Raw genomic sequence first — 18860 nt, 5'->3', positions numbered from 1 at the left:
ACAGGCGGCGCTTATGCCTGTGCAGTACAAAGTTGATCGTGCCCACGCTCGGCGAGGGTATTGCGCCCAGGAGCCTGGTTAGCTGAGCACGATCAAGTTCGTTGGCAGGGACGCTCGAACTTAGTCCTGGCGGCTGGTGACTTCGAGCAGGTGGTAACCAAACTGGGTTTTCACCGGGCCTTGCACGACATTCAACGGGGCGCTGAACACCACGCTGTCGAACTCTTTAACCATCTGGCCGGGGCCGAACGAGCCGAGATCGCCACCTTGACGGCTGGACGGGCAGGTCGAGTTGTCTTTAGCAACCTGGGCGAAATCGGCGCCCGCTTCGATGGCGGCTTTCAGTTCGTTGCACTTGGCTTCGCTGGCAACCAGGATGTGACGGGCAGTGGCTTTGGCCATGGGAATTACTCCTTTCAGATAAGGTGCGCAGCCTACCGCAAACAGGGGGCTAATCAAATGCTGGCAGGCTGGATCAGGCCGGTCGGCCCCTGTTCGGCATGGATGCCAGTGCGCCAACTCATCCTGCAGTGCTGAAGCGACCGCTCTTCACCCCACTCAACCGAGGCGGGTTTCGCGGCGCTCTAATCGGGTCCCCTGGGGCAATGGATTAACGCCGCCTTGTGCGTTGTCTAAAATGGGTGAAGAGGGCGCAACAGTGCCCGGATGTCCACTTCAGGAGGTCTCGCTATGAATACCCTGACCATCGAAGGCTGGTGCAAAGCCAGCGGCGACCAGAAGTCCACTCCGATCGGAGAAATCCACTTTCGCGTCAATGAGGCCGACCATTTGCGTCTGGAACAGGCCGAGGAGCGCCTGCAGGAAACCCATGAGCCCGAAGTGATGGTCGATGTCGATATGAGCACGCTGGAACTGGTCACGCCGGAGCAGTGCGGCGCCTTATCCGATTGCCAATTGCGCGTCTACCTGAGCAAAGGCGACCAGCGTGGCCAGTTCCATCTGGTTGGGCATCGGGCGAGCGACGGCAGCCTGGTGTATACCAACGCGGTGATGGTCGATCAGCTGGGGTAGCCGCGCAGCATTCGACTGTATTGATCAGGCGGCAGGCCTTCCTCTTCAGTCGCACGGCGCAGCACGGCAGCCTGGTGGGGAGGCGCGCTATGCGCGAGGGTTATGCGTGGCGACGGATCGGCGAGAACATCGACTTTGCCCTGGGGGTCGCCGCGACGCTGCGGGGGCGGACAGAGGCAGAGGAGATTCAGCTGTTGCTCGAGTACGTACCGCAACCACCGTTCGACTGCGGGCGACCGGAACTAACCGACCCGCAGCTGGTTGAACGGGTCAGGCAGCGTCTTTCGGTAGCCGTGCACAGCATCCAAGGTCACGCTGCGAAGGCCTAACGGGGCGAAATCAGCTGTCGGTCTGCCGTGGCAGCAGACGAGGCTTGGCATGCACCGCCCGGCGCAAAGAGCCGTGGACCCGGCGCCTATGTCAGGTGGGAATGCCTCAGGCTTCGCGGCCATGGGCGGCGGCCCGCAGCTGCTCGGTGTCGACGCGCACGAAAGTCGAATCGCCGATGGCGGTGAGCACGTCGCCGGCATACACCTCGCAGATCACCCGAGTCTTGCGCCCGACCTCGCCGTCGACCCTGGCACGCAGAGTCAGGGGCACGCCCATTGGCGTCGGCTTGATGAACTTGATACCGAGGTTGCCGGTGACGCAGTCGATGCGCGGCAGGCTGCCTGCTGCGCGGTTTTCCGCGCGGTAGTGGTAGGCCATGGCCGTCCAGTTCGAATGGCAATCCACCAGCATGGCGATCAGCCCGCCGTAGACCAGGTCCGGCCAGCCGCAGTACTTGGCATCGGGTAGGTGCTCGGCCATCACGTGCACGCCGTCTTCATGCCAGTAGCTCTTGACGTGCAGCCCGTGCGGGTTGCGGCCGCCACAGCCATAACAGACACCTTCCGGTGCGGCCAGATCTTGAAGAGGGGCGTGGTGCATGCTGGTGCCTTGTCCTGGGGAATGGCCCTCCAGCCTAGCGACTTTCGCCGAGGAACTGAATCGGGGGCTTACGGCGTTTGCTCAGGTTGATAAACCCGGCCTCTGTTGCGGGCCGGGTTATGCCTGGTTGCGAATGTTCGGCGAGGAGGCCCGCGTGGCCGTTACTTGACCACATCCAGGCGTTTATCGGTGAACACGCAGAGCACGCCGGCTTTGTTGGCCATCACCTGATAATTGAAGTCGCAATAGGCCGCGGCCACGCTCAGGGCCATCTGCTCGCTGATGGGCTGGCCTTGATCCGGGCGGAACCAGGCCATCTGCCCGGCCTTGCAGCGCTCCGCCTGGGGGTCGGTGTTGTAGGTGCATAGACTGCTCTGGTCGTTGGGTGGCGCGTCGTTGAAGCAGGCCGACAAGGACAGGGCAGCGGCGCTCAGCAGGAGCAGGCGGGCGAGAGTGCGCATGGCAGGGGATTCCGACTAGGAAAGAAAGGGTGAGGATTAGTCTCGGGAATCTCGCGAAGGTTCCGTTGCCGCCGGGTGGATCGCTGCCTCGTTCGAGTGTGGACGCGGTCAGACCTGTGGGAGCGGCCCTGGCCGCGAAGCTTCCGATTTGGTTTTTAGCGCTACCGCCTCGAAGGCAACGAAGTGCAGCTGTGCGAGTCGGCTTACCCTTTAGCGTGACCTTGTTAAGGGTGTAGGCAAATTGCCATCATTACGAGCTTTGCATAGAGTGTTGCGGCCGTCGCGCCGGCACTGACCAGAGCGGCGGAATTCCTCAGTAAACAAGGACGATCAAAAAATGAAGTTGAAGATGTTGGGAATGGCTCTGGCTTTTACTCTGGCCGGCTGCGCCAGCTTCCCGGGAGACCAGGTTCCAGAAACCACCTTGCCATCCATGGCCAGCTACCAGCAGCGCCCCAGTGTGTTTGTCGATTTCACCTTTTATCAAGGCAAGGCGGGCGATACCAACGCTGTCGAAGTGCCGCAAGCCAAGGACGCGCTTAAGCCGCAACTCGAGGCTTCTCTGCGCGATTCCGGACTTTTCAGCCGCTACACGCTCGATGAGTTTCAGAAGCAGCCGGGCGATTACACACTCAAACTGAATGTCTACAACAGCGGCTCTGCAGGCGCGGCCATGGTGAGCGGTATGATCTCTGGCTTCACCTTCATGGTGATACCGGCCACCGCAAAAGATGAGTACACCATGACCCTGCAGGTCATGGACGCCCAGAATCAACCGGTTTCGACTGGGCAGAACAATGATTCGGTGCGCACATGGATGGGGCTGATTTTCATCCCGATGATGGCGTACACGCCAGAGGAGGCGATCAACGACAGCTTTCGTCGCCAGCTCAACGCCTTGCTCAAGCAAATGGTCGATCAGCAGGTTCTGAAGTACGCGCAAGGGCAAGTGCCGCTGCGTGGCTAAGTGGGTTCGGCGCGCCTGAGTAGCGCGCCAATTTCAGCGCTTATTGCTGCATCGCGTTTATGAAGGCCGGGTCTTGATACAGCTCGGCTAACAGCTTGCGCACCAGCGGGTTGAAAGCATTGGCCGCCGCCGGGATCGCAATGGCGCCGACGAAGCTGCTATCCCACGTACTGGTGACTGTCTTGCTGCTGCTATAGAGGGAGCGCTCGCCTTCACGTAGGTTGAAGTCTGCGCTGATCGCACCGCTACCGGTGCCGATCGGGGCATCCAGTTTGCTCTGGCGCAGATTTACGTCCAGATGGCGCGAGGCCGATGCGTCCAGCAAGCCGGCCAGGCGCAATTCGTCTTCCAGCGCTTTCTGTACATGCTTGCTAATTGAGCCTTCCGGACTGCGGATAGGGTTGGCGCGGGCGACAATCGAGTCCTGCCCAGCGTCAGCCACGACTGCAGGCGAGTTGAGCTTGGCCAGTGGAGCCTGGTTTTTCAGCACCTGCACGTTATCGAAGTTTGCTTCGTAGCGCGGCATGGCGATGCCGCATCCCTGAAGGATCAGGGCGGTTATGGCGAGAAAAGTAAAGCGCTTTAGCATGTGAATCCTTTCGGCTAGGAAGTAGTGGGGATGCGATGCTAGCACAGTGATGGCGCGCGCCGTAGAGACCTCAATGGCCAGAAAAGAGGACAACCTTGAGTCGTTTTCCACTGTGGTATCCCGGTCAATTGGTGGACCGAAAGCGTTGCCCCTAGACTAATTCGAACCCACGTTTGGATACCCATTCTTGGTGTGCGGCCCTGCACCTCGATGGCTATCGCCGCGCTCAACCCATCCGCCGAGTGCTTAACTTTCGCCTTTCTCCCCTGTCGTCCAACGCTCGCCCAATCGATGTGCTCTCCAGCCCCCTCAGGGGGGGCGACTGGAGAGGCTAGGTTGGATTTGTCGATATGTATTCGTATTAGCGAACGATTACGATTTTATTTATAATTCGCGCCTTTTCACCGGGGCCGGCCTGCTGTGGGTGTTCTCTCTACTATTCATGACCACCTGAGCGAACTGGCGATCGAGCCGGTCATCGCGCAGTTTTCCGGTATTTTCGATCTCAATGGGCGCTTCGGCGTGCTGTTTCTCGGCGTGTCCTACGCCGTCGCCTACGGCCTGTTCCGCTTCAGGCGGCAGCGCGGGCTGACCGACGCACGCTCGTTCTGGCAGTTCATCGGCGGCAGCCGGGTCAATTTCCATCGCTCGGCATTGCTGGATTATCGCTACTATTTCGTGCGGGCCATCCTCAAAGTTGCCCTGGTGCTGCCCATCGTCGCCCTGGTCGACCCGCATATCCTGCGCGGCGCCGATTATATGGCCTTCTTCAGCAACCTGTGGGGCGCGCGCCCGCAACTGGGGCAGAACCTCTCGCTGTCCCTGCTCTACGGGCTGGGCGTGTTTCTGGTCAGCGATTTCACCCATTACTGGGTCCATCGGGCCTTTCATAGCCGCTGGCTGTGGGCGTTCCACAAGGTCCATCACTCGGCGCCTGTGCTGGTGCCGGTGACCGCGAGCCGGGTGCACTTCGTGGAGAAGCTGGTTGGCAAACTGGCCAGCGCCGTTAGCCTCGGCGCCTACGCCGGTGCCTTCTGGTACGCCTGCGGCGGGGAGATCAGCCGTTACACCCTGTTCGGCGTGACCTATCTGGTGTTCATCTGTAGCGCCCTGGCGGCCAACCTGCGCCATAGCCATGTGTGGCTGTCGTTCGGGCCAGTGATCGAGCATGTGCTGAACAGCCCTGCCCAGCACCAGATCCACCACAGCGACGCGCCCCGGCACTTTCACAAGAACTTCGGCACCAACCTGTCACTGTGGGACTGGATGTTCGGCACGCTCTACGTCACCCGCTCGACGCCGGAAGCCATCAGCTTCGGCACCGCCGAGCAGGATGCTCATCGCTACCTGACGCTCTACGGCCTGATCGTCACGCCCTTCGTCGACACCGCCCGCCAGCTTTTCCCGGCCGCGCGCGCGCAGGCAGTTGCGCCTGAATCTACCGAAACCTCCTATTCGTAGTGAGCGCTGGCGGCCTGCCGCTTGCCGGCGCTGCGCGGTGCATCCGGCGTCTGCTGTACAGGACAGAGCCACTACGGTGAAGATGTGTCGTTGCTCGAGCCGCCTTGTTGGTCGGGTATTAAATGACGCCAGTGCTTTTGGCTCATCATGGGTGCACTCAGGTCGAGGGAAGTTGCCATGTATGTCAGGTCATCCGTTCTGCGTTTCACCGCGTGCTCGCTGGGGCTGGCCTTCGCCGTCGCCGCCAGCGCGGCCGAGGAGGCGCGGCTGGTCGAGTCGATCAACGCCTATCGCAGCCAAGTGCAGCGCTGCGCGGAGCAAGCCTCCGAGGAGCTGCCGCCGCTGACGGCCGACCCGCGCCTGGTGCTGCCCACCGGCGGTGGCGGCGACCTGCAGCAGGCGCTGGCGCGCACCGCCTATCCCATGGTCAACGTGCAGGCCATCAGCCTGTCCGGGCCGCGCGATGCGCCTGCGGCGATGAAGGTGCTGCAGGAGAGCTTCTGCCAGGTTTTGCTGGACCCGCAGTTCGTCGACATCGGCGTAAACCGGCTGGAGCGCGACTGGCGCATCGTGCTGGCGCGGCCGCTGCTGGGCGGGCGCCTGGGCGACTGGCAGGCAGAAGGGCAGAAGCTGCTCGAACAGGTCAACGCCGTGCGTGCACAACCGCACCAGTGCGGCGGCCAATCGTTCGCCGCGGCGGCGCCACTGGCGTGGAACGCCACGCTGGGCGCGGCCGCCGAAACCCATAGTCGGGCCATGGCCAACGGCAACTTCTTCGCCCACCAAGACCGTGATGGCCGTACCCCGGGCGACCGGGCGGAACTGGCCGGCTACAGCGGTCGGCAGATCGGCGAGAACATCGCCGCCGGGCTGGATGCCACGCGCCAGGTGGTCGATGGCTGGCTATCCAGTCCCGGTCATTGCGCCAACCTGATGAACCCGCAGTTCAGCGAGCTGGGCGCCGCCTATGCGACCGACCCCAAGAGCGATGCGGGGATTTACTGGACGGCGCTGTTTGGCGCGCCCTGAGGGTTGATTCGGCGGGTGGAAACCGCGAAGCGTTTTCCATCGCGCGAATATTCGGACTAGTTGCTGGCGGAATCGAGCGCGGAGGAATGCCAGGTAATCATCCACGGCGGCAACTATCGGCTAGGCAGAGAGACTCGGTTGCAGGTGCGGGAAGAGATTGGATATCTGCAAGCAGCGCTCAGCCGGCCCACTGTGCTCAAACGGACAATTGTGGTCTGTTCCCTGTTGTTCCGTCCCCTGTTGCTCCTCTTGTCGTTCAGAATCGACAGGCAAAAAAAAGCCGGCTGATTGGGCCGGCTTATTTCTGGCAGCAGTTCCGATTCAGTCATACGGAATTCTCGATCAGACAGTCGGAGCTACCTTAGGCAACGCGGTTTTCGATCAGGCGATCCGAACCACCTTCGGCGACGCGGTTTTCGATCAGACGATCCGAACCACCTTCGGCGACGCGGTTCTCGATCAGGCGATCCGAGCCACCTTCGGCGACGCGATTTCCGATCAGACGATCGGAGCCACCTTCGGCGACGCGGTTTTCGATCAGACGATCGGAGCCACCTTCGGCGATGCGGTTCTCGATCAGGCGATCGGAGCCACCCTCGGCGACGCGGTTCTCGATCAGACGATCCGAACCACCCTCGGCGATGCGATTCTCGATCAGGCGATCCGAGCCACCTTCGGCGACGCGATTTTCGATCAGACGATCGGAGCCACCTTCGGCGACGCGATTCTCGATCAGACGATCGGAGCCACCTTCGGCAATGCGGTTTTCGATCAGGCGATCCGAACCGCCTTCGGCGACAACTGGTTGAGCGGAGGAGGCAGCGAAAACGTTGGCGGCCAGTACTGAGAAAGCAAAGCTGAGGATGAGTTGGCGTTTCATGGTGGTGTGCTCCGGGGGTATTGGTTGGGTACGGAGCAGATGGTACGCCCGAGGTTTTTTAAGAGAACTTCATTGGCCTGATGGTAAATATCGATGCCAGCAATAGCGCTTCGAGCATGACGTCGGTTGGCAGGCGAGGGGATCACGGCCATTGTCGATACGACGCGCAAGCCCCTGCCGCGAAGCGCGCGCAGGCGGTTGCGCCCGGAGCTTGCCAAACGTCCTGGTCATAGCGTCGACTAACTCATCCGATGAGTCCGGTTGACAGGCCAGGTCCGGCCGCCTTGTACTCTGTGGTTTTTACCCAGGAAGCTTTGCCATGAACAATCCGCCTTTCGGCGTGGGTGACGCCTCTTACCAGGCCGCAGGGGGCATCGATGGCCTGCGTCGCCTGGTCGATGATTTCTACCGGTTGATGGACCAGTTGCCGGAGGCAGCCGCGTTGCGGCGCATGCATCCGCAGAGCCTGGATGCGGCCCGGGACAAGCTGGCCTGCTTCCTCAGCGGCTGGCTGGGCGGCCCGCGTCTGTTCAGCGAGAAGTACGGCGCCATCTCGATTCCAGCCTTCCACGCCCAGTGGCCAATCGACCAAGCCGGCAGCGATGCCTGGTTGCATTGCATGGCGAAGGCGATTGAGTTGCAGGGCTACACCCCAGAGTTCGCCGAGTACCTGTTGACTCAGCTGCGGGTGCCGGCCCAGCGCATTGTCCAGGCCAGTCACAATCGGCACGGCGTTTAGTTCGGGATTGATGAGAGATCTGGCCGCTTTGGCCTTCGACGCTTTGCCCGTTTATGTCGCTCGGTAGGATGGATGGAGCGGCGCGATACCCATGCGGTTGCTGGATGTTCGTTTGATGGGTATCGCTGCGCTCTGTGCATCCTTTGAGCGGTTAGCGAAAGGATGAGGCTGCCCAGAGGGAAAGTTCGAGCGCAGGCGACCTCATTCTGGCAGGCGCTGGGCAGGCTATTTTGACGATCTACTCTGCTACGCTGCTGAAGCAGTTTGGGATGCACTCTTTAACAGGAGTTATTGGCATGATTGGCAAGCTACTTTCGACCGGTTTTAGTTTGGCCACGTTGCCCGCCAGGCTGACGTTTCGTAGCGTCCGCGCCTTGGCCATGACGCCTGCTGAAACCAGCCGCCTGCTGGCGGATATGCGTGCGGCATCGGATCAGGCGGTGCAGGAACTCCAGGGACTGTTGGCCAGCGTTGATGCGGAGATGACCCACAAAGCGGCGCATCTGAGCGCTGCCGACAAACGCGTGGCGGCCGAACTGGCCCTGCGCGCCGCCGAACAACACTTGAGCATGGCAGCGATCAACATTCTGCGGGCTGTCTGGCTGACGCTCAACTCGACTCCGAACTTGCCGCCAACCGAGCGTGCTGAGCGGATTGAACAGACAGGTAACGGTTAAACCCGCGCGGCGAGTCGGCTGTCTGGCGCGCCTATACGGCGTCTTCCATTTGCCATTGCCCCAAAACGGAATCCCAAAGTGTTAGCCCGCCATCCGGGTGTGATGTTCTTTGGTTGGTTTCTGCGTGAGTCGAGCAATATGGCGCATTGCGGAGTAGCTGCCGCAGGCTGGCCCGAAGGTGAGCTCAGCGAATCAAGTGACTCGGCGTAAGGGCAAAAGGCTCAGTTAATGACAGTAAAGAGGCTGCGGCTACCAAGTGGCTAAAACACCAGGCTGTGGACCAACGCAAACCGTGGTCTGTCCCCGATTGTGACCAGGCTTGGTGATGGGGCTCGCTGCGCTCAACCCAGCCTGCGAGGTATTGCGCGAGCGCTGCTCGACAGTCGATGCAATAACGCTTGCTCACACAACCTGAAGAGCAGGTAGCAGGCCATGGCCAGCAGCGCGATCAGCGTTAGTTCGCCAAACTGCAGTAAACCGCCGCTCATCAGCGCCAGCCAGCCATGCCTGACGATAAAGGCTGCATTGCTGCTGAGTAACTGCACCAGGTCGATAGTGAGGTAGCCAAAAGTCAGAAAACTCGCCGTCATAAGCAGGAAGCTAACCAATAGATGACGGTGTAACCATAGATAAAAAGTACTGGACGTTGGCATGGTTACTCCCGTTGTGCGGGCAGTTGGATTGGGCACCCTTTGCCGCCGGCACGGTTATGCCATTGCGGCAAGGACGTACAGGAAATGTAGCTTAGGCGGGGAGGGCGGGTCAGCTGACAGGTTGAAGGGTATCGCTGCGCTTAACCCATCCTGCGGTGCTGTGTTTGGCGTACATCCGTCGCAATCGCTATTGCCCGGTCTAACGGTTCCGCCCGTACGGCGGGTCACTTCCGATCGTACCCAGGCGCTGCGTGGGAACGCAGCCAGTGGCGCTCCGCGTCACGCATCGCTCCGGTCGACCTCAATCAATCCTGCCTGCCCCGCGTAGTTTCGGGCACTGGAGTAACGCCAATGCTCCGCTCGATCCCCGTATTGATCGTTCCCACGCTCCGCGTGGGAATGCAGCCAGTGACGCTCCGCGTCACGCATCGCACCGGTCGACCTCGATCAGTCCTGCCTGCCCCGCGTAGTTCCTGGCGCTGGAGTAACGCCAGTGTTCCGCTCGATCCACGTAGCCCCGTTTGAGTGGGTTGTGGTGGATGTAGTCGAGCTTTTCCCGCATCACCTTTGAGCTGTAAACCAGTTCCGCATGTGAACCCTCCTGCCAGAGTTGGTGCACACGGTCGTCCTTGTGCGCACGTTTGGCGAAGCGCAGTCGTTCCAACAAACTTTCTGCGCCTCGGGCTTGCAGGTGATCAATGATCTGGCGTGCCGTGAATGACTTGAATCCACTGACGCATTTGCCCAGGTCAGGTGCCTGGGCGACGAAGTGCAGGTGGTTTTCCAGTACGACATATCCGTAGAGGCGCAAGCCTTGGTTTGCCTGTTGATAGCGCCAGCAGTCGAGCAGGATTTCGACCAGGGCGGGGCGGGTGAATAGCGGTAGCCACTCCAGCACTGTGCAGGTGAGAAAGTGTGGCTTTTCAGGTTCGGTGATGACGTAGCGGCTGCGACCCATTGGATTCTTCCTTGAATCGGCTGGTTGTGGAAGGAGTAGGGCGGTTTCTCTATCTGCGATGGCTCCCGCGCTTCGCCTAGGAGCCTAGCCCGCGGCGCTCTGCGTCGCCACGCGAGTTGCGGGTAGGTGGACGCTGGAGCGTCGAAGGCTGCATTCCCACGCGGAGCGTGGGAACGATCTGATCAACCCTCGCCGCAATGATTGCGTTCGGCTTCCTGATAGGGCATTCGCTGGCGTCTGCGAATGCGCTGTTTTCAGTGGCTAGGCGTCGTCTGACGCTTGGCTTGATGGGCATCTCTTTGCTCAATCCAGCTAATTTTGCTTACGGACGAAACTCTGTTGGCCACAGGAAGTAGGGGCCGAATTTCGGACTCATGCGGAACTCGCCGCCTGCAGTTTTGCCTTTATCGGTCAGGTAATTTTTGCTGTCTCGTACTTCGAGATATTGCTCTGTGATCAACTTATCCAGCAGTTCGTTGGTCTTGAGCCCTATTTTTTGCGCCAGCTTGGAACTGGTCAGTTTTTCGACACTGTCATCGCTTTCAACTTTGTTGCTGTCGCCGTCGCTTTCCTTGGAAACAACCTCCAGTGAGATGCGTACCTCATCGCTGATGCGGATGATGCGCTGGGCTTCTTCATACGCATCTTTATAGAGTTCGGCATCTTCGCCACGGTTGATCAAAACGCCCATTTCGTTGTTGTTGACCTGGCTGAACTCGTAGAGGTTCAGGCTGGTGATGATGCAGAACTCCTCGTTGAGGTAGCACTTGGCATGTAGATTCTTGCAAAAGCTGGTGCGGATGTAGGTTAGGCCTTTGAGCCAGTTGACTTCTTCGGGCTGTAATTCACTCTTGCCATACACGATGCGCACATCAATTTTCAGTCGATTCTTATCTTCCAGAAGCTCTTTGACACGGTCGTTCAGCCTCAGAAAAGGGCTGATCAGGATTAGGCGATCTTTTGCCGTTTTGATCATCTCTTCCAAGTAGTAATTGGTGGCACTGGTGTTGAGGAATTTAGCCATGGGTCTTCCTTGGGCTTCTGGGCTGCACACTAGAGGGGTGGAGTCTAAGCGAGCAGGGCGGATCGACAAAGCATTTGGCTAGTGTGTGCTGCTGGAACGGTTTGCGTTTGAACGCCTTATTGGGTGAATCCCTGGCAGGTTTCGACAAAGCTGACGTGTACAGGTCGCCAGCGTGTATCCGCAGCTTGTGTATCGACGTATCTAACGGTTCCGCCCTTACGGCGGGTCACTTTTGGCAGTCGCCCCAAAAGTAACCAAAAAGTCTTGCCCCTGGCATCCGGGTCTCGCTGCGCGAGACTTCCCTCGTTCCATCATTGCTCCAGGGGCACGCCGCGAAGGGCCATCCCTGGCGCATCACGGCTCTCGCGGCATCCATGCCGCTCAACCCCTTCCACAACGATTCCACTCGGCCTCCTGATGGGGCGGTTGGCGTCGTCTGTGAGATTGGTTGGTCGGTAATCCAAAGCAGACGCACAACTTCCGTTTGATCGTACCCACGCTCTGCGTGGGAACGCAGCCAGTGACGCTCCGCCTCACGCATCCTGAATCTCACCGCCGACCTCGATCAATGTTTCGCGCAGGAGGCTGGACTGCGGCGCTGCCTCGCCACTTGAGTTTCTAGTAGGTTGACGCTGGAGCGTCGGAGGCTGCATTCCCACGCGGAGCGTGGGAACGATCTGATGGGTGGACGCAGAGCATCGAGAGCTGCGTTCCCACGCGGAGCGTGGGAACGATCAATGTTCACTGATCCTGTAGGAGCGGCCTCGGCCGCGATGCTTCTGCCGTTGTTCTGCTTTGCCTTTCGCTCTGTCTTCCACATATCGTCCAAACACCGCGGTCCCCGAATCCCGTCAGGAGGCCGAGTGGAGGTGCTGTGGAGAGGGGCGTTTGGCATGGATGCCAAACGAGGAACGATGGGCCAGGGATGGCCCACCGTTCCGACCCTCGGAACAGCGCCGGAACGAGGGAAGTCTGGCGAAGCCAGACCCGCATGTCGGGCGCGCTTTCTCTTTGGTTACTTTCTCTTTCGCGCGAGCAAAGAGAAAGTGACTCGGCGTAAGGCCGAAACCAGTAGGAGAGGGCGGCGCAGAAAATAAACCTATCCCCTTTTACCGTCATTAAAAACTGCAGTGTGCTATTTGCGCATTTTCATAATGCTTTGGGGTGTGTACGTTTCACAGAATACTTCTATGCCTATTTTGATAAGTAGCGCTGTGATATAGACGGCGACGCCGTATATGCAAATGCTTAGGCCGGATAAGGTACCTGTGATAGCTATAGTTAAATATTTTTTATCTAAAACAGCTTGCATGCCGTTGGTGAACCACATTTTATAGACTTCACTGTCCTTATCACATAAGGATTTCCATATTACTGATTGAAATGCTGACAAGATTCCTTTTCCGATATTTTTCTTTTGTTCAAAGGATGCTGGCGACGGGAGTCTAAGTTTATCTTCATGTGAAAGGAGTTTTGTTGATTCACGGTGGACTTCTTTTACAAAATCTAGCGCTGATTCTGGCGCGGTTGCTCCAAGTAACTCTAATATTTCTTCTTCGTGCTTGGTTCGTATAAGCTCGCCAGCGTCTTTTTGTATTTGTTCAATGTTGAATTTATAGTTTGCATCGGTGGCGAGTGAAGAAAGCAACGCTTCCTCATCAAATCTCCTGGCTAGTCCAATTTTGTATTCAGATCTTTTGCTAGGTGAAGTAATATTTTTCTCGTATTTAAAAGCTTCGGCCATATAAGGCTTCGCTGAGTCGATATCCTTCTTTCTGAGGTGGCAAATTGCAAGGAGTGTGGTTGCTTCCAAGTACAGTCGGGTATTTTTTCCGCTTTTCTGTCGAACGCCTATAAATCCTGTAATGGCGATATCTACTTTTCCGACCTCTAGTGCGATCTCAAATAGATAATTTTTAGCGTGCATTAATCGTGTTTCATGACCGGTTGGTCTTAAGACGTTTTGTATTGCTAAAGTTATTTTCTTGGCGTCCTCATAGTCCCGGCGATCTGCCGCTGCTCGGAGTGCAGGCTCTAGAATTTTTAATTTTATTTTCTGCTCTTCGGTCAGGTTGGGTGTTTCCATGGAAAGGTTGGTGTCCTTATCGAAGGTTATAAAAAAGCCCCGCACTAGGCGGGGCTTTTAGTCTTAAAACACCACCCAAACATCCATTTCAGGTAAAGCGCTCTTAATCTCTTCAGTGAGTGAGCCGAATCAATCCCAGCTCAACGCCCCACCAGTCTGATACTCAATAACCCGCGTCTCGAAGAAGTTCTTCTCCTTCTTCAGGTCCATGATTTCCGACATCCATGGGAACGGGTTGGTGGTGCCCGGATACTCTTCCTTCAAACCGATCTGGGTCAGACGACGGTTGGCGATGAACTTGAGGTAGTCCTCCATCATCGCTGCGTTCATGCCCAGTACGCCGCGCGGCATGGTGTCGCGGGCGTATTCGATTTCCAGCTGGGTGCCTTCCAGGATCATCTGGGTGGCTTCGTCCTTCATCGCGGCATCCCACAGGTGCGGGTTTTCGATTTTGATCTGGTTGATCACGTCGATGCCGAAGTTCAGGTGCATGGATTCGTCGCGCAGGATGTATTGGAACTGCTCGGCGACGCCGGTCATCTTGTTGCGCCGACCCATGGAGAGGATCTGGGTGAAGCCGCAATAGAAGAAGATGCCTTCCAGCACGCAGTAGTAGGCGATCAGGTTGCGCAGCAGTTCCTTGTCGGTCTCCACCGTGCCGGTTTCGAACTTCGGATCGGAGATCGAGCGGGTGTACTTGAGGCCCCAGGCGGCTTTTTTCGCGACCGAAGGAATCTCGTGGTACATGTTGAAGATCGCGCCTTCATCCATGCCCAGCGACTCGATGCAGTACTGGTAGGCGTGGGTGTGGATCGCCTCTTCGAAGGCCTGACGCAGGATGTACTGGCGGCACTCGGGGTTGGTGATCAGGCGGTACACGGCCAGCACCAGGTTGTTGGCGACCAGCGAGTCGGCGGTGGAGAAGAAGCCGAGGTTGCGCATGACGATGCGCCGCTCGTCGTCGGTCAGGCCGTCGGTGCCTTTCCACAACGCGATGTCGGCGTTCATGTTCACTTCTTGTGGCATCCAGTGGTTGGCACAACCATCCAGATACTTCTGCCAGGCCCAGTCGTACTTGAAGGGCACCAGCTGGTTGAGGTCGGCGCGGCAGTTGATCATGCGCTTCTCGTCGACCGCGACGCGGGCGGAGGCGCCTTCCAGCTCGGCCAGGCCTTCGGCGATGTCGAGTTGATCGAGGGCAGCCTTGGCGCGGGCCACGGCGGCGCTGTCGTCGGCGGCAATGGCGCGGGCTTCGACCGCGGCGGCACCGCCGACCTGGTCGAGCTTGTCGATGTTCACCTCGGTTGCCTGCGCGGCGGTGTTGCTGGCAGCGGCTGCGTCGGCGCCGTCTTCTTTATCGAATTCATCCCAGCTCAGCATGGCTTGGCTCCTGCTCGAGGGCCGGTGAAATAACCGGCCTGTATAGATATACAGTTAACTTTAGTCCGATGCGCGGCGTACAGAAAGCGCCCGGCGACTATCGGTCGTATGGAGGAGGGCGGTTGCCTTCCTTCTTAAAGTGGGGTGTTGGTGGGGAGCTGCGTTGGGCCTCTTCCCCTCACCCTAGCCCTCGGCTTTGGCGTCCTGCGTCGCCCTACCTCCTGCATCCTTGCAGTCGTCTCCCCAAGGGGGCGAGGGGATATGTCCCAGTATTGCTTTAGCTCTGTATCCGCCATCCGAGCGCGTAGCTGAGCGAGTGAGCGCTAGGCGCCGTGCGGGCCGGCCCCGGGAGTGTACGGCTGTACATGACCGGGGTCGGACCGTGCGGCAACAACGCGGGCGCCGCTCAGATCCGCGCGTCACCAAGCACCCTTATTGGCAGGCTTCGCAGTCTGGCTCATCGATCGCACAGGCCTTCGGCACGGGTGCCGGTGCCGACGCTGCTTCGACTGCCGGGGCTTTGCCCGGCGCCGCGCTGAGGCCGTCGCCACCGCCGTTGGACACGGCATTCAGCTTGCCGGTGTTGACCGTGGACTTCTCGGTGCTGGTCGCGGCCAGGGCACGGAGGTAGTAGGTGGTTTTCAGGCCACGGTACCAGGCCATGCGGTAGGTCACGTCGAGCTTCTTGCCCGAGGCGCCGGCGATGTACAGGTTCAGCGACTGCGCCTGGTCGATCCACTTCTGGCGGCGGCTGGCGGCGTCGACTATCCACTTGGTGTCGACTTCGAACGCGGTGGCGTAGAGGTCTTTCAACTCCTGCGGGATGCGCTCGATCTGCTGCACGGAACCGTCGTAGTACTTGAGGTCGTTGATCATCACCGAGTCCCACAGGCCGCGGGCCTTGAGGTCGCGCACCAGGTAGGGGTTGATCACGGTGAATTCGCCCGACAGGTTCGATTTCACGTAGAGGTTCTGGTAGGTCGGTTCGATCGACTGCGACACGCCGGTGATGTTGGCGATGGTCGCGGTCGGGGCGATGGCCATGATGTTCGAGTTACGAATGCCTTTCTGTACCCGAGCACGCAGCGGCGCCCAGTCGAGGGATTCGTTGAGGTCGACGTCGATGTACTTCTGCCCGCGCTGCTCGATGAGGATCTGCTGGGAGTCCAGCGGCAGCACGCCCTTGGACCACAGCGAACCGGCGAAGGTCTCGTAGCTGCCGCGCTCGTCGGCCAGGTCACAGGAGGCCTGGATGGCGTAGTAGCTGACCGCTTCCATCGACTTGTCGGCGAAATCGACCGCCGCGTCCGAGCCGTACGGGATGTGCTGCAGGTACAGGGCGTCCTGGAAGCCCATGATGCCCAGGCCGACCGGACGGTGCTTGAAGTTGGAGTTCTTCGCCTGCGGTACCGAGTAGTAGTTGATGTCGATGACGTTATCGAGCATGCGCACGGCCGTCTTGACGGTCTTCGCCAGCTTGGCGGTGTCCAGCTTGCCGTCGACGATGTGGTTCGGCAGGTTGACCGAACCCAGGTTGCACACGGCGATCTCATCCTTGTTGGTGTTCAAGGTGATCTCGGTGCACAGGTTCGAGCTGTGTACCACGCCGACGTGCTGCTGCGGGCTGCGCAGGTTGCATGGGTCCTTGAAGGTCAGCCACGGGTGGCCGGTTTCGAACAGCATCGAGAGCATCTTGCGCCACAGGTCTTTGGCCTGGATGGTCTTGAACAGCTTGATCTTGCCGCCGTACTGGGTCAGCGCTTCGTAGTACTCGTAGCGCTCCTCGAAGGCCTTGCCGGTGAGGTCGTGCAGGTCCGGTACTTCGCTCGGGCTGAACAGGGTCCAGGGGCCGTCGTCGAACACGCGCTTCATGAACAGGTCCGGAATCCAGTTGGCGGTGTTCATGTCGTGGGTGCGGCGACGGTCGTCACCGGTGTTCTTGCGCAGCTCGATGAACTCTTCGATGTCCATGTGCCAGGTTTCCAGGTAGGCGCAGACCGCGCCCTTGCGCTTGCCGCCCTGGTTGACCGCGACCGCGGTGTCGTTGACCACTTTGAGGAACGGCACCACGCCCTGGGATTTGCCGTTGGTGCCCTTGATGTAGGCGCCGAGGGCGCGTACCGGGGTCCAGTCGTTACCCAGACCGCCGGCAAACTTGGAGAGCATGGCGTTGTCGTGGATGGCGTGATAGATGCCCGACAGATCGTCCGGCACGGTGGTCAGGTAGCACGACGACAGTTGCGGACGCAGGGTGCCGGCGTTGAACAGGGTCGGCGTCGAGCTCATGTAGTCGAACGAGGACAGCAGGTTGTAGAACTCGATGGCGCGCTCTTCTTTCTGTTCTTCCTCGATCGCCAGGCCCATGGCCACGCGCATGAAGAACACCTGCGGCAGCTCGATGCGGGTGCCGTCCTTGTGGATGAAGTAGCGGTCGTACAGGGTCTGCAGGCCCAGGTAGGTGAACTGCTGATCGCGCTCGTGGTCGATCGCCTGGCCGAGTTTTTCCAGGTCGAAGGTGCTCAGCACCGGGTTGAGCAGTTCCAGCTCGATACCCTTGGCGATATAGGCCGGCAGGGCCTTGGCGTAGAGCTCGACCATCTCGTGATGGGTGGCACTGACCGCGACGCCGAGGAAGTTCAGCGCTTCGGCGCGGATGTTGTCCATCAGCAGGCGAGCGGTGACGTAGGAGTAGTTCGGCTCACGCTCGACCAGGGTCCGCGCGGTCATCACCAGGGCGGTGCTGACGTCGCTCTGCGCCACGCCGTCGTAGAGGTTCTTCAGGGTTTCTTTCTGGATCAGCGCGCCGTCGACTTCTTCCAGGCCTTCGCAGGCTTCGCGGATGATGGTGTCGAGGCGGCCCATGTCCAGCGGCGCGACGCTGCCGTCGGCGTGGGTCACGCGGATGCTCGGGTGCGGCTGGGCCGGGGTGTCGAGGCCACCACGCTTACGCTCTTGCGAACGCGATTCACGGTAGATCACGTAGTCGCGGGCGACTTTCTGTTCGCCGGCGCGCATCAGGGCCAGTTCGACCTGGTCCTGGATTTCTTCGATATGAATAGTGCCGCCGGACGGCATGCGGCGTTTGAAGGTGGCGCTGACCTGTTCGGTCAGGCGCGCGACGGTGTCATGGATACGTGACGAGGCGGCGGCGGTGCCGCCTTCTACTGCGAGAAAGGCCTTGGTGATGGCCACGGTGATCTTGTCATCGCTATACGGCACCACGGTGCCGTTGCGCTTGATCACACGCAGTTGACCCGGCGCGGTGGCGGCGAGGTCCTGGTTGCCATCGGCGGCCAGCGGCGTAGTGCTCTGCGCCTGCTCGCGAGTAGTGTCTGTATGCATGAATGTCTCCGTGTTCGCTAATTTGTTGAGTGGACGCTTGCAGTAGATCGCTGCGGCGTACCCGTCGTTCATTCCATTTTACTAACGCCACACGCACGGCAAGCGTGCCGGGCGCATGGTGGCTTGCAATAACTGCTGGGAAGGGCACAGCGTGTTGAGGCGCCTTCCTTGCTTTGAAATCTTGTGCCGGTGCTGGCCCGGCACTACTAGATGTTGTGGTGCGCGCGTATGGGCGTTACACCCTGATCCGCACCCCAGCAGGCTATCCGCGCTACTGGAGCAAAGGCCGACCGCGTTGCCGCTGGTCTGGTCATCGAAGCGTTCATCTGCACCTTTTCGGGTCTCGGTATAGACCGCTGACGGGCAACTGTGCTTGTGTCGTTTGTTGTGCGAAAACCCAACATGTAGGTGTTTATCGCGATAGGGATACAAGATAGTGCGGTGTAGGGGGGAAGGCAAGTCGACAAAACTTCCGTGCCTGTGGATAAATCTGTGGGTTATCTTGGGGTAACTTTCGCAAGGCCCCGCAGCTGCTGGGGTTCTTCATGGGGTACCGTTCGTCGTGGGCCGGGTGGATTTATTGCGTGGGTGGCGAAGGATTTTTAGTCCATCACAGAAACACAATATGTAGGGTTTTTTCTTGCTTATTGGC

Annotated in this window: 18 protein-coding genes; 7 read left to right on the top strand and 11 right to left on the bottom strand. The window is 59.3% G+C overall.

Annotated features, from left to right (window positions below; genetic code table 11):
* Positions 1–120 precede the first annotated feature (120 nt).
* Entirely contained in the window at positions 121–402 is a 282-nt protein-coding gene (locus FBY03_RS01240; RefSeq protein WP_147170374.1) for a peptidylprolyl isomerase, read from the bottom strand.
* Between the two features lie 288 nt (positions 403–690).
* On the opposite strand from FBY03_RS01240, the gene FBY03_RS01235 reads away from it, so the two are divergent.
* Positions 691–1032 (top strand): hypothetical protein, encoded by a 342-nt coding sequence (locus FBY03_RS01235; protein WP_147170373.1) that lies wholly within the window; start codon positions 691–693, stop codon positions 1030–1032.
* Between the two features lie 89 nt (positions 1033–1121).
* Positions 1122–1361, top strand: a complete 240-nt coding sequence (locus FBY03_RS01230) for a hypothetical protein (protein ID WP_147170372.1) — start codon at positions 1122–1124, stop codon at positions 1359–1361.
* 106 nt (positions 1362–1467) lie between these two features.
* Here the strand turns inward: FBY03_RS01230 and FBY03_RS01225 are convergent, their stop codons facing one another.
* Positions 1468–1962 (bottom strand): PaaI family thioesterase, encoded by a 495-nt coding sequence (locus FBY03_RS01225; protein ID WP_147170371.1) that lies wholly within the window; start codon positions 1960–1962, stop codon positions 1468–1470.
* Positions 1963–2123: 161 nt separating this feature from the next.
* Entirely contained in the window at positions 2124–2423 is a 300-nt protein-coding gene (locus FBY03_RS01220) for a hypothetical protein (RefSeq protein WP_147170370.1), read from the bottom strand.
* Between the two features lie 337 nt (positions 2424–2760).
* On the opposite strand from FBY03_RS01220, the gene FBY03_RS01215 reads away from it, so the two are divergent.
* Complete coding sequence (locus FBY03_RS01215; RefSeq protein WP_147170369.1) at positions 2761–3390, top strand: hypothetical protein; 630 nt, start codon at positions 2761–2763, stop codon at positions 3388–3390.
* 40 nt (positions 3391–3430) lie between these two features.
* Here FBY03_RS01215 and FBY03_RS01210 read toward each other — a convergent pair whose 3' ends face one another.
* On the bottom strand, positions 3431–3979 hold the full coding sequence (locus FBY03_RS01210; RefSeq protein WP_147170569.1) for a hypothetical protein: 549 nt from the start codon (positions 3977–3979) through the stop codon (positions 3431–3433).
* A gap of 420 nt (positions 3980–4399) precedes the next feature.
* On the opposite strand from FBY03_RS01210, the gene FBY03_RS01205 reads away from it, so the two are divergent.
* Positions 4400–5440 (top strand): sterol desaturase family protein, encoded by a 1041-nt coding sequence (locus FBY03_RS01205; protein ID WP_147170368.1) that lies wholly within the window; start codon positions 4400–4402, stop codon positions 5438–5440.
* 177 nt (positions 5441–5617) lie between these two features.
* Positions 5618–6469, top strand: a complete 852-nt coding sequence (locus FBY03_RS01200; protein WP_147170367.1) for a CAP domain-containing protein — start codon at positions 5618–5620, stop codon at positions 6467–6469.
* A gap of 361 nt (positions 6470–6830) precedes the next feature.
* Here FBY03_RS01200 and FBY03_RS01195 read toward each other — a convergent pair whose 3' ends face one another.
* Entirely contained in the window at positions 6831–7349 is a 519-nt protein-coding gene (locus FBY03_RS01195; protein ID WP_147170366.1) for a phage infection protein, read from the bottom strand.
* Between the two features lie 319 nt (positions 7350–7668).
* On the opposite strand from FBY03_RS01195, the gene FBY03_RS01190 reads away from it, so the two are divergent.
* A complete protein-coding gene (locus FBY03_RS01190) occupies positions 7669–8088 on the top strand; it encodes a group II truncated hemoglobin (protein WP_147170365.1) in 420 nt (139 codons plus the stop codon).
* Positions 8089–8318: 230 nt separating this feature from the next.
* Entirely contained in the window at positions 8319–8765 is a 447-nt protein-coding gene (locus tag FBY03_RS01185) for a hypothetical protein (RefSeq protein ID WP_256677815.1), read from the top strand.
* Between the two features lie 341 nt (positions 8766–9106).
* Here FBY03_RS01185 and FBY03_RS01180 read toward each other — a convergent pair whose 3' ends face one another.
* The 6 genes from FBY03_RS01180 to FBY03_RS01150 form a co-directional block, all read right to left on the bottom strand.
* Complete coding sequence (locus FBY03_RS01180; RefSeq protein WP_178090519.1) at positions 9107–9454, bottom strand: hypothetical protein; 348 nt, start codon at positions 9452–9454, stop codon at positions 9107–9109.
* 385 nt (positions 9455–9839) lie between these two features.
* Positions 9840–10376 carry a transposase gene (locus FBY03_RS01170; protein WP_147170363.1) on the bottom strand — a complete coding sequence of 179 codons (537 nt, stop codon included), beginning with the start codon at positions 10374–10376 and terminating at the stop codon, positions 9840–9842.
* Positions 10377–10698: 322 nt separating this feature from the next.
* A complete protein-coding gene (locus FBY03_RS01165) occupies positions 10699–11400 on the bottom strand; it encodes a phospholipase D family protein (RefSeq protein WP_147170362.1) in 702 nt (233 codons plus the stop codon).
* Positions 11401–12535: 1135 nt separating this feature from the next.
* Positions 12536–13486, bottom strand: a complete 951-nt coding sequence (locus tag FBY03_RS01160; protein ID WP_147170361.1) for a hypothetical protein — start codon at positions 13484–13486, stop codon at positions 12536–12538.
* Positions 13487–13615: 129 nt separating this feature from the next.
* Entirely contained in the window at positions 13616–14866 is a 1251-nt protein-coding gene (locus FBY03_RS01155) for a ribonucleotide-diphosphate reductase subunit beta (protein WP_147170360.1), read from the bottom strand.
* 432 nt (positions 14867–15298) lie between these two features.
* Positions 15299–18208: a ribonucleoside-diphosphate reductase subunit alpha gene (locus FBY03_RS01150; RefSeq protein WP_147170359.1), complete on the bottom strand. Its 2910-nt coding sequence runs from the start codon at positions 18206–18208 to the stop codon at positions 15299–15301.
* Positions 18209–18860 lie beyond the last annotated feature (652 nt).

The organism is Pseudomonas sp. SJZ079, assembly GCF_007993865.1.
GTDB lineage: Bacteria > Pseudomonadota > Gammaproteobacteria > Pseudomonadales > Pseudomonadaceae > Aquipseudomonas.
The sequence above is the reverse complement of the archived record's forward strand: the minus strand, read 5'-3'. Positions and strand labels throughout refer to the sequence as shown.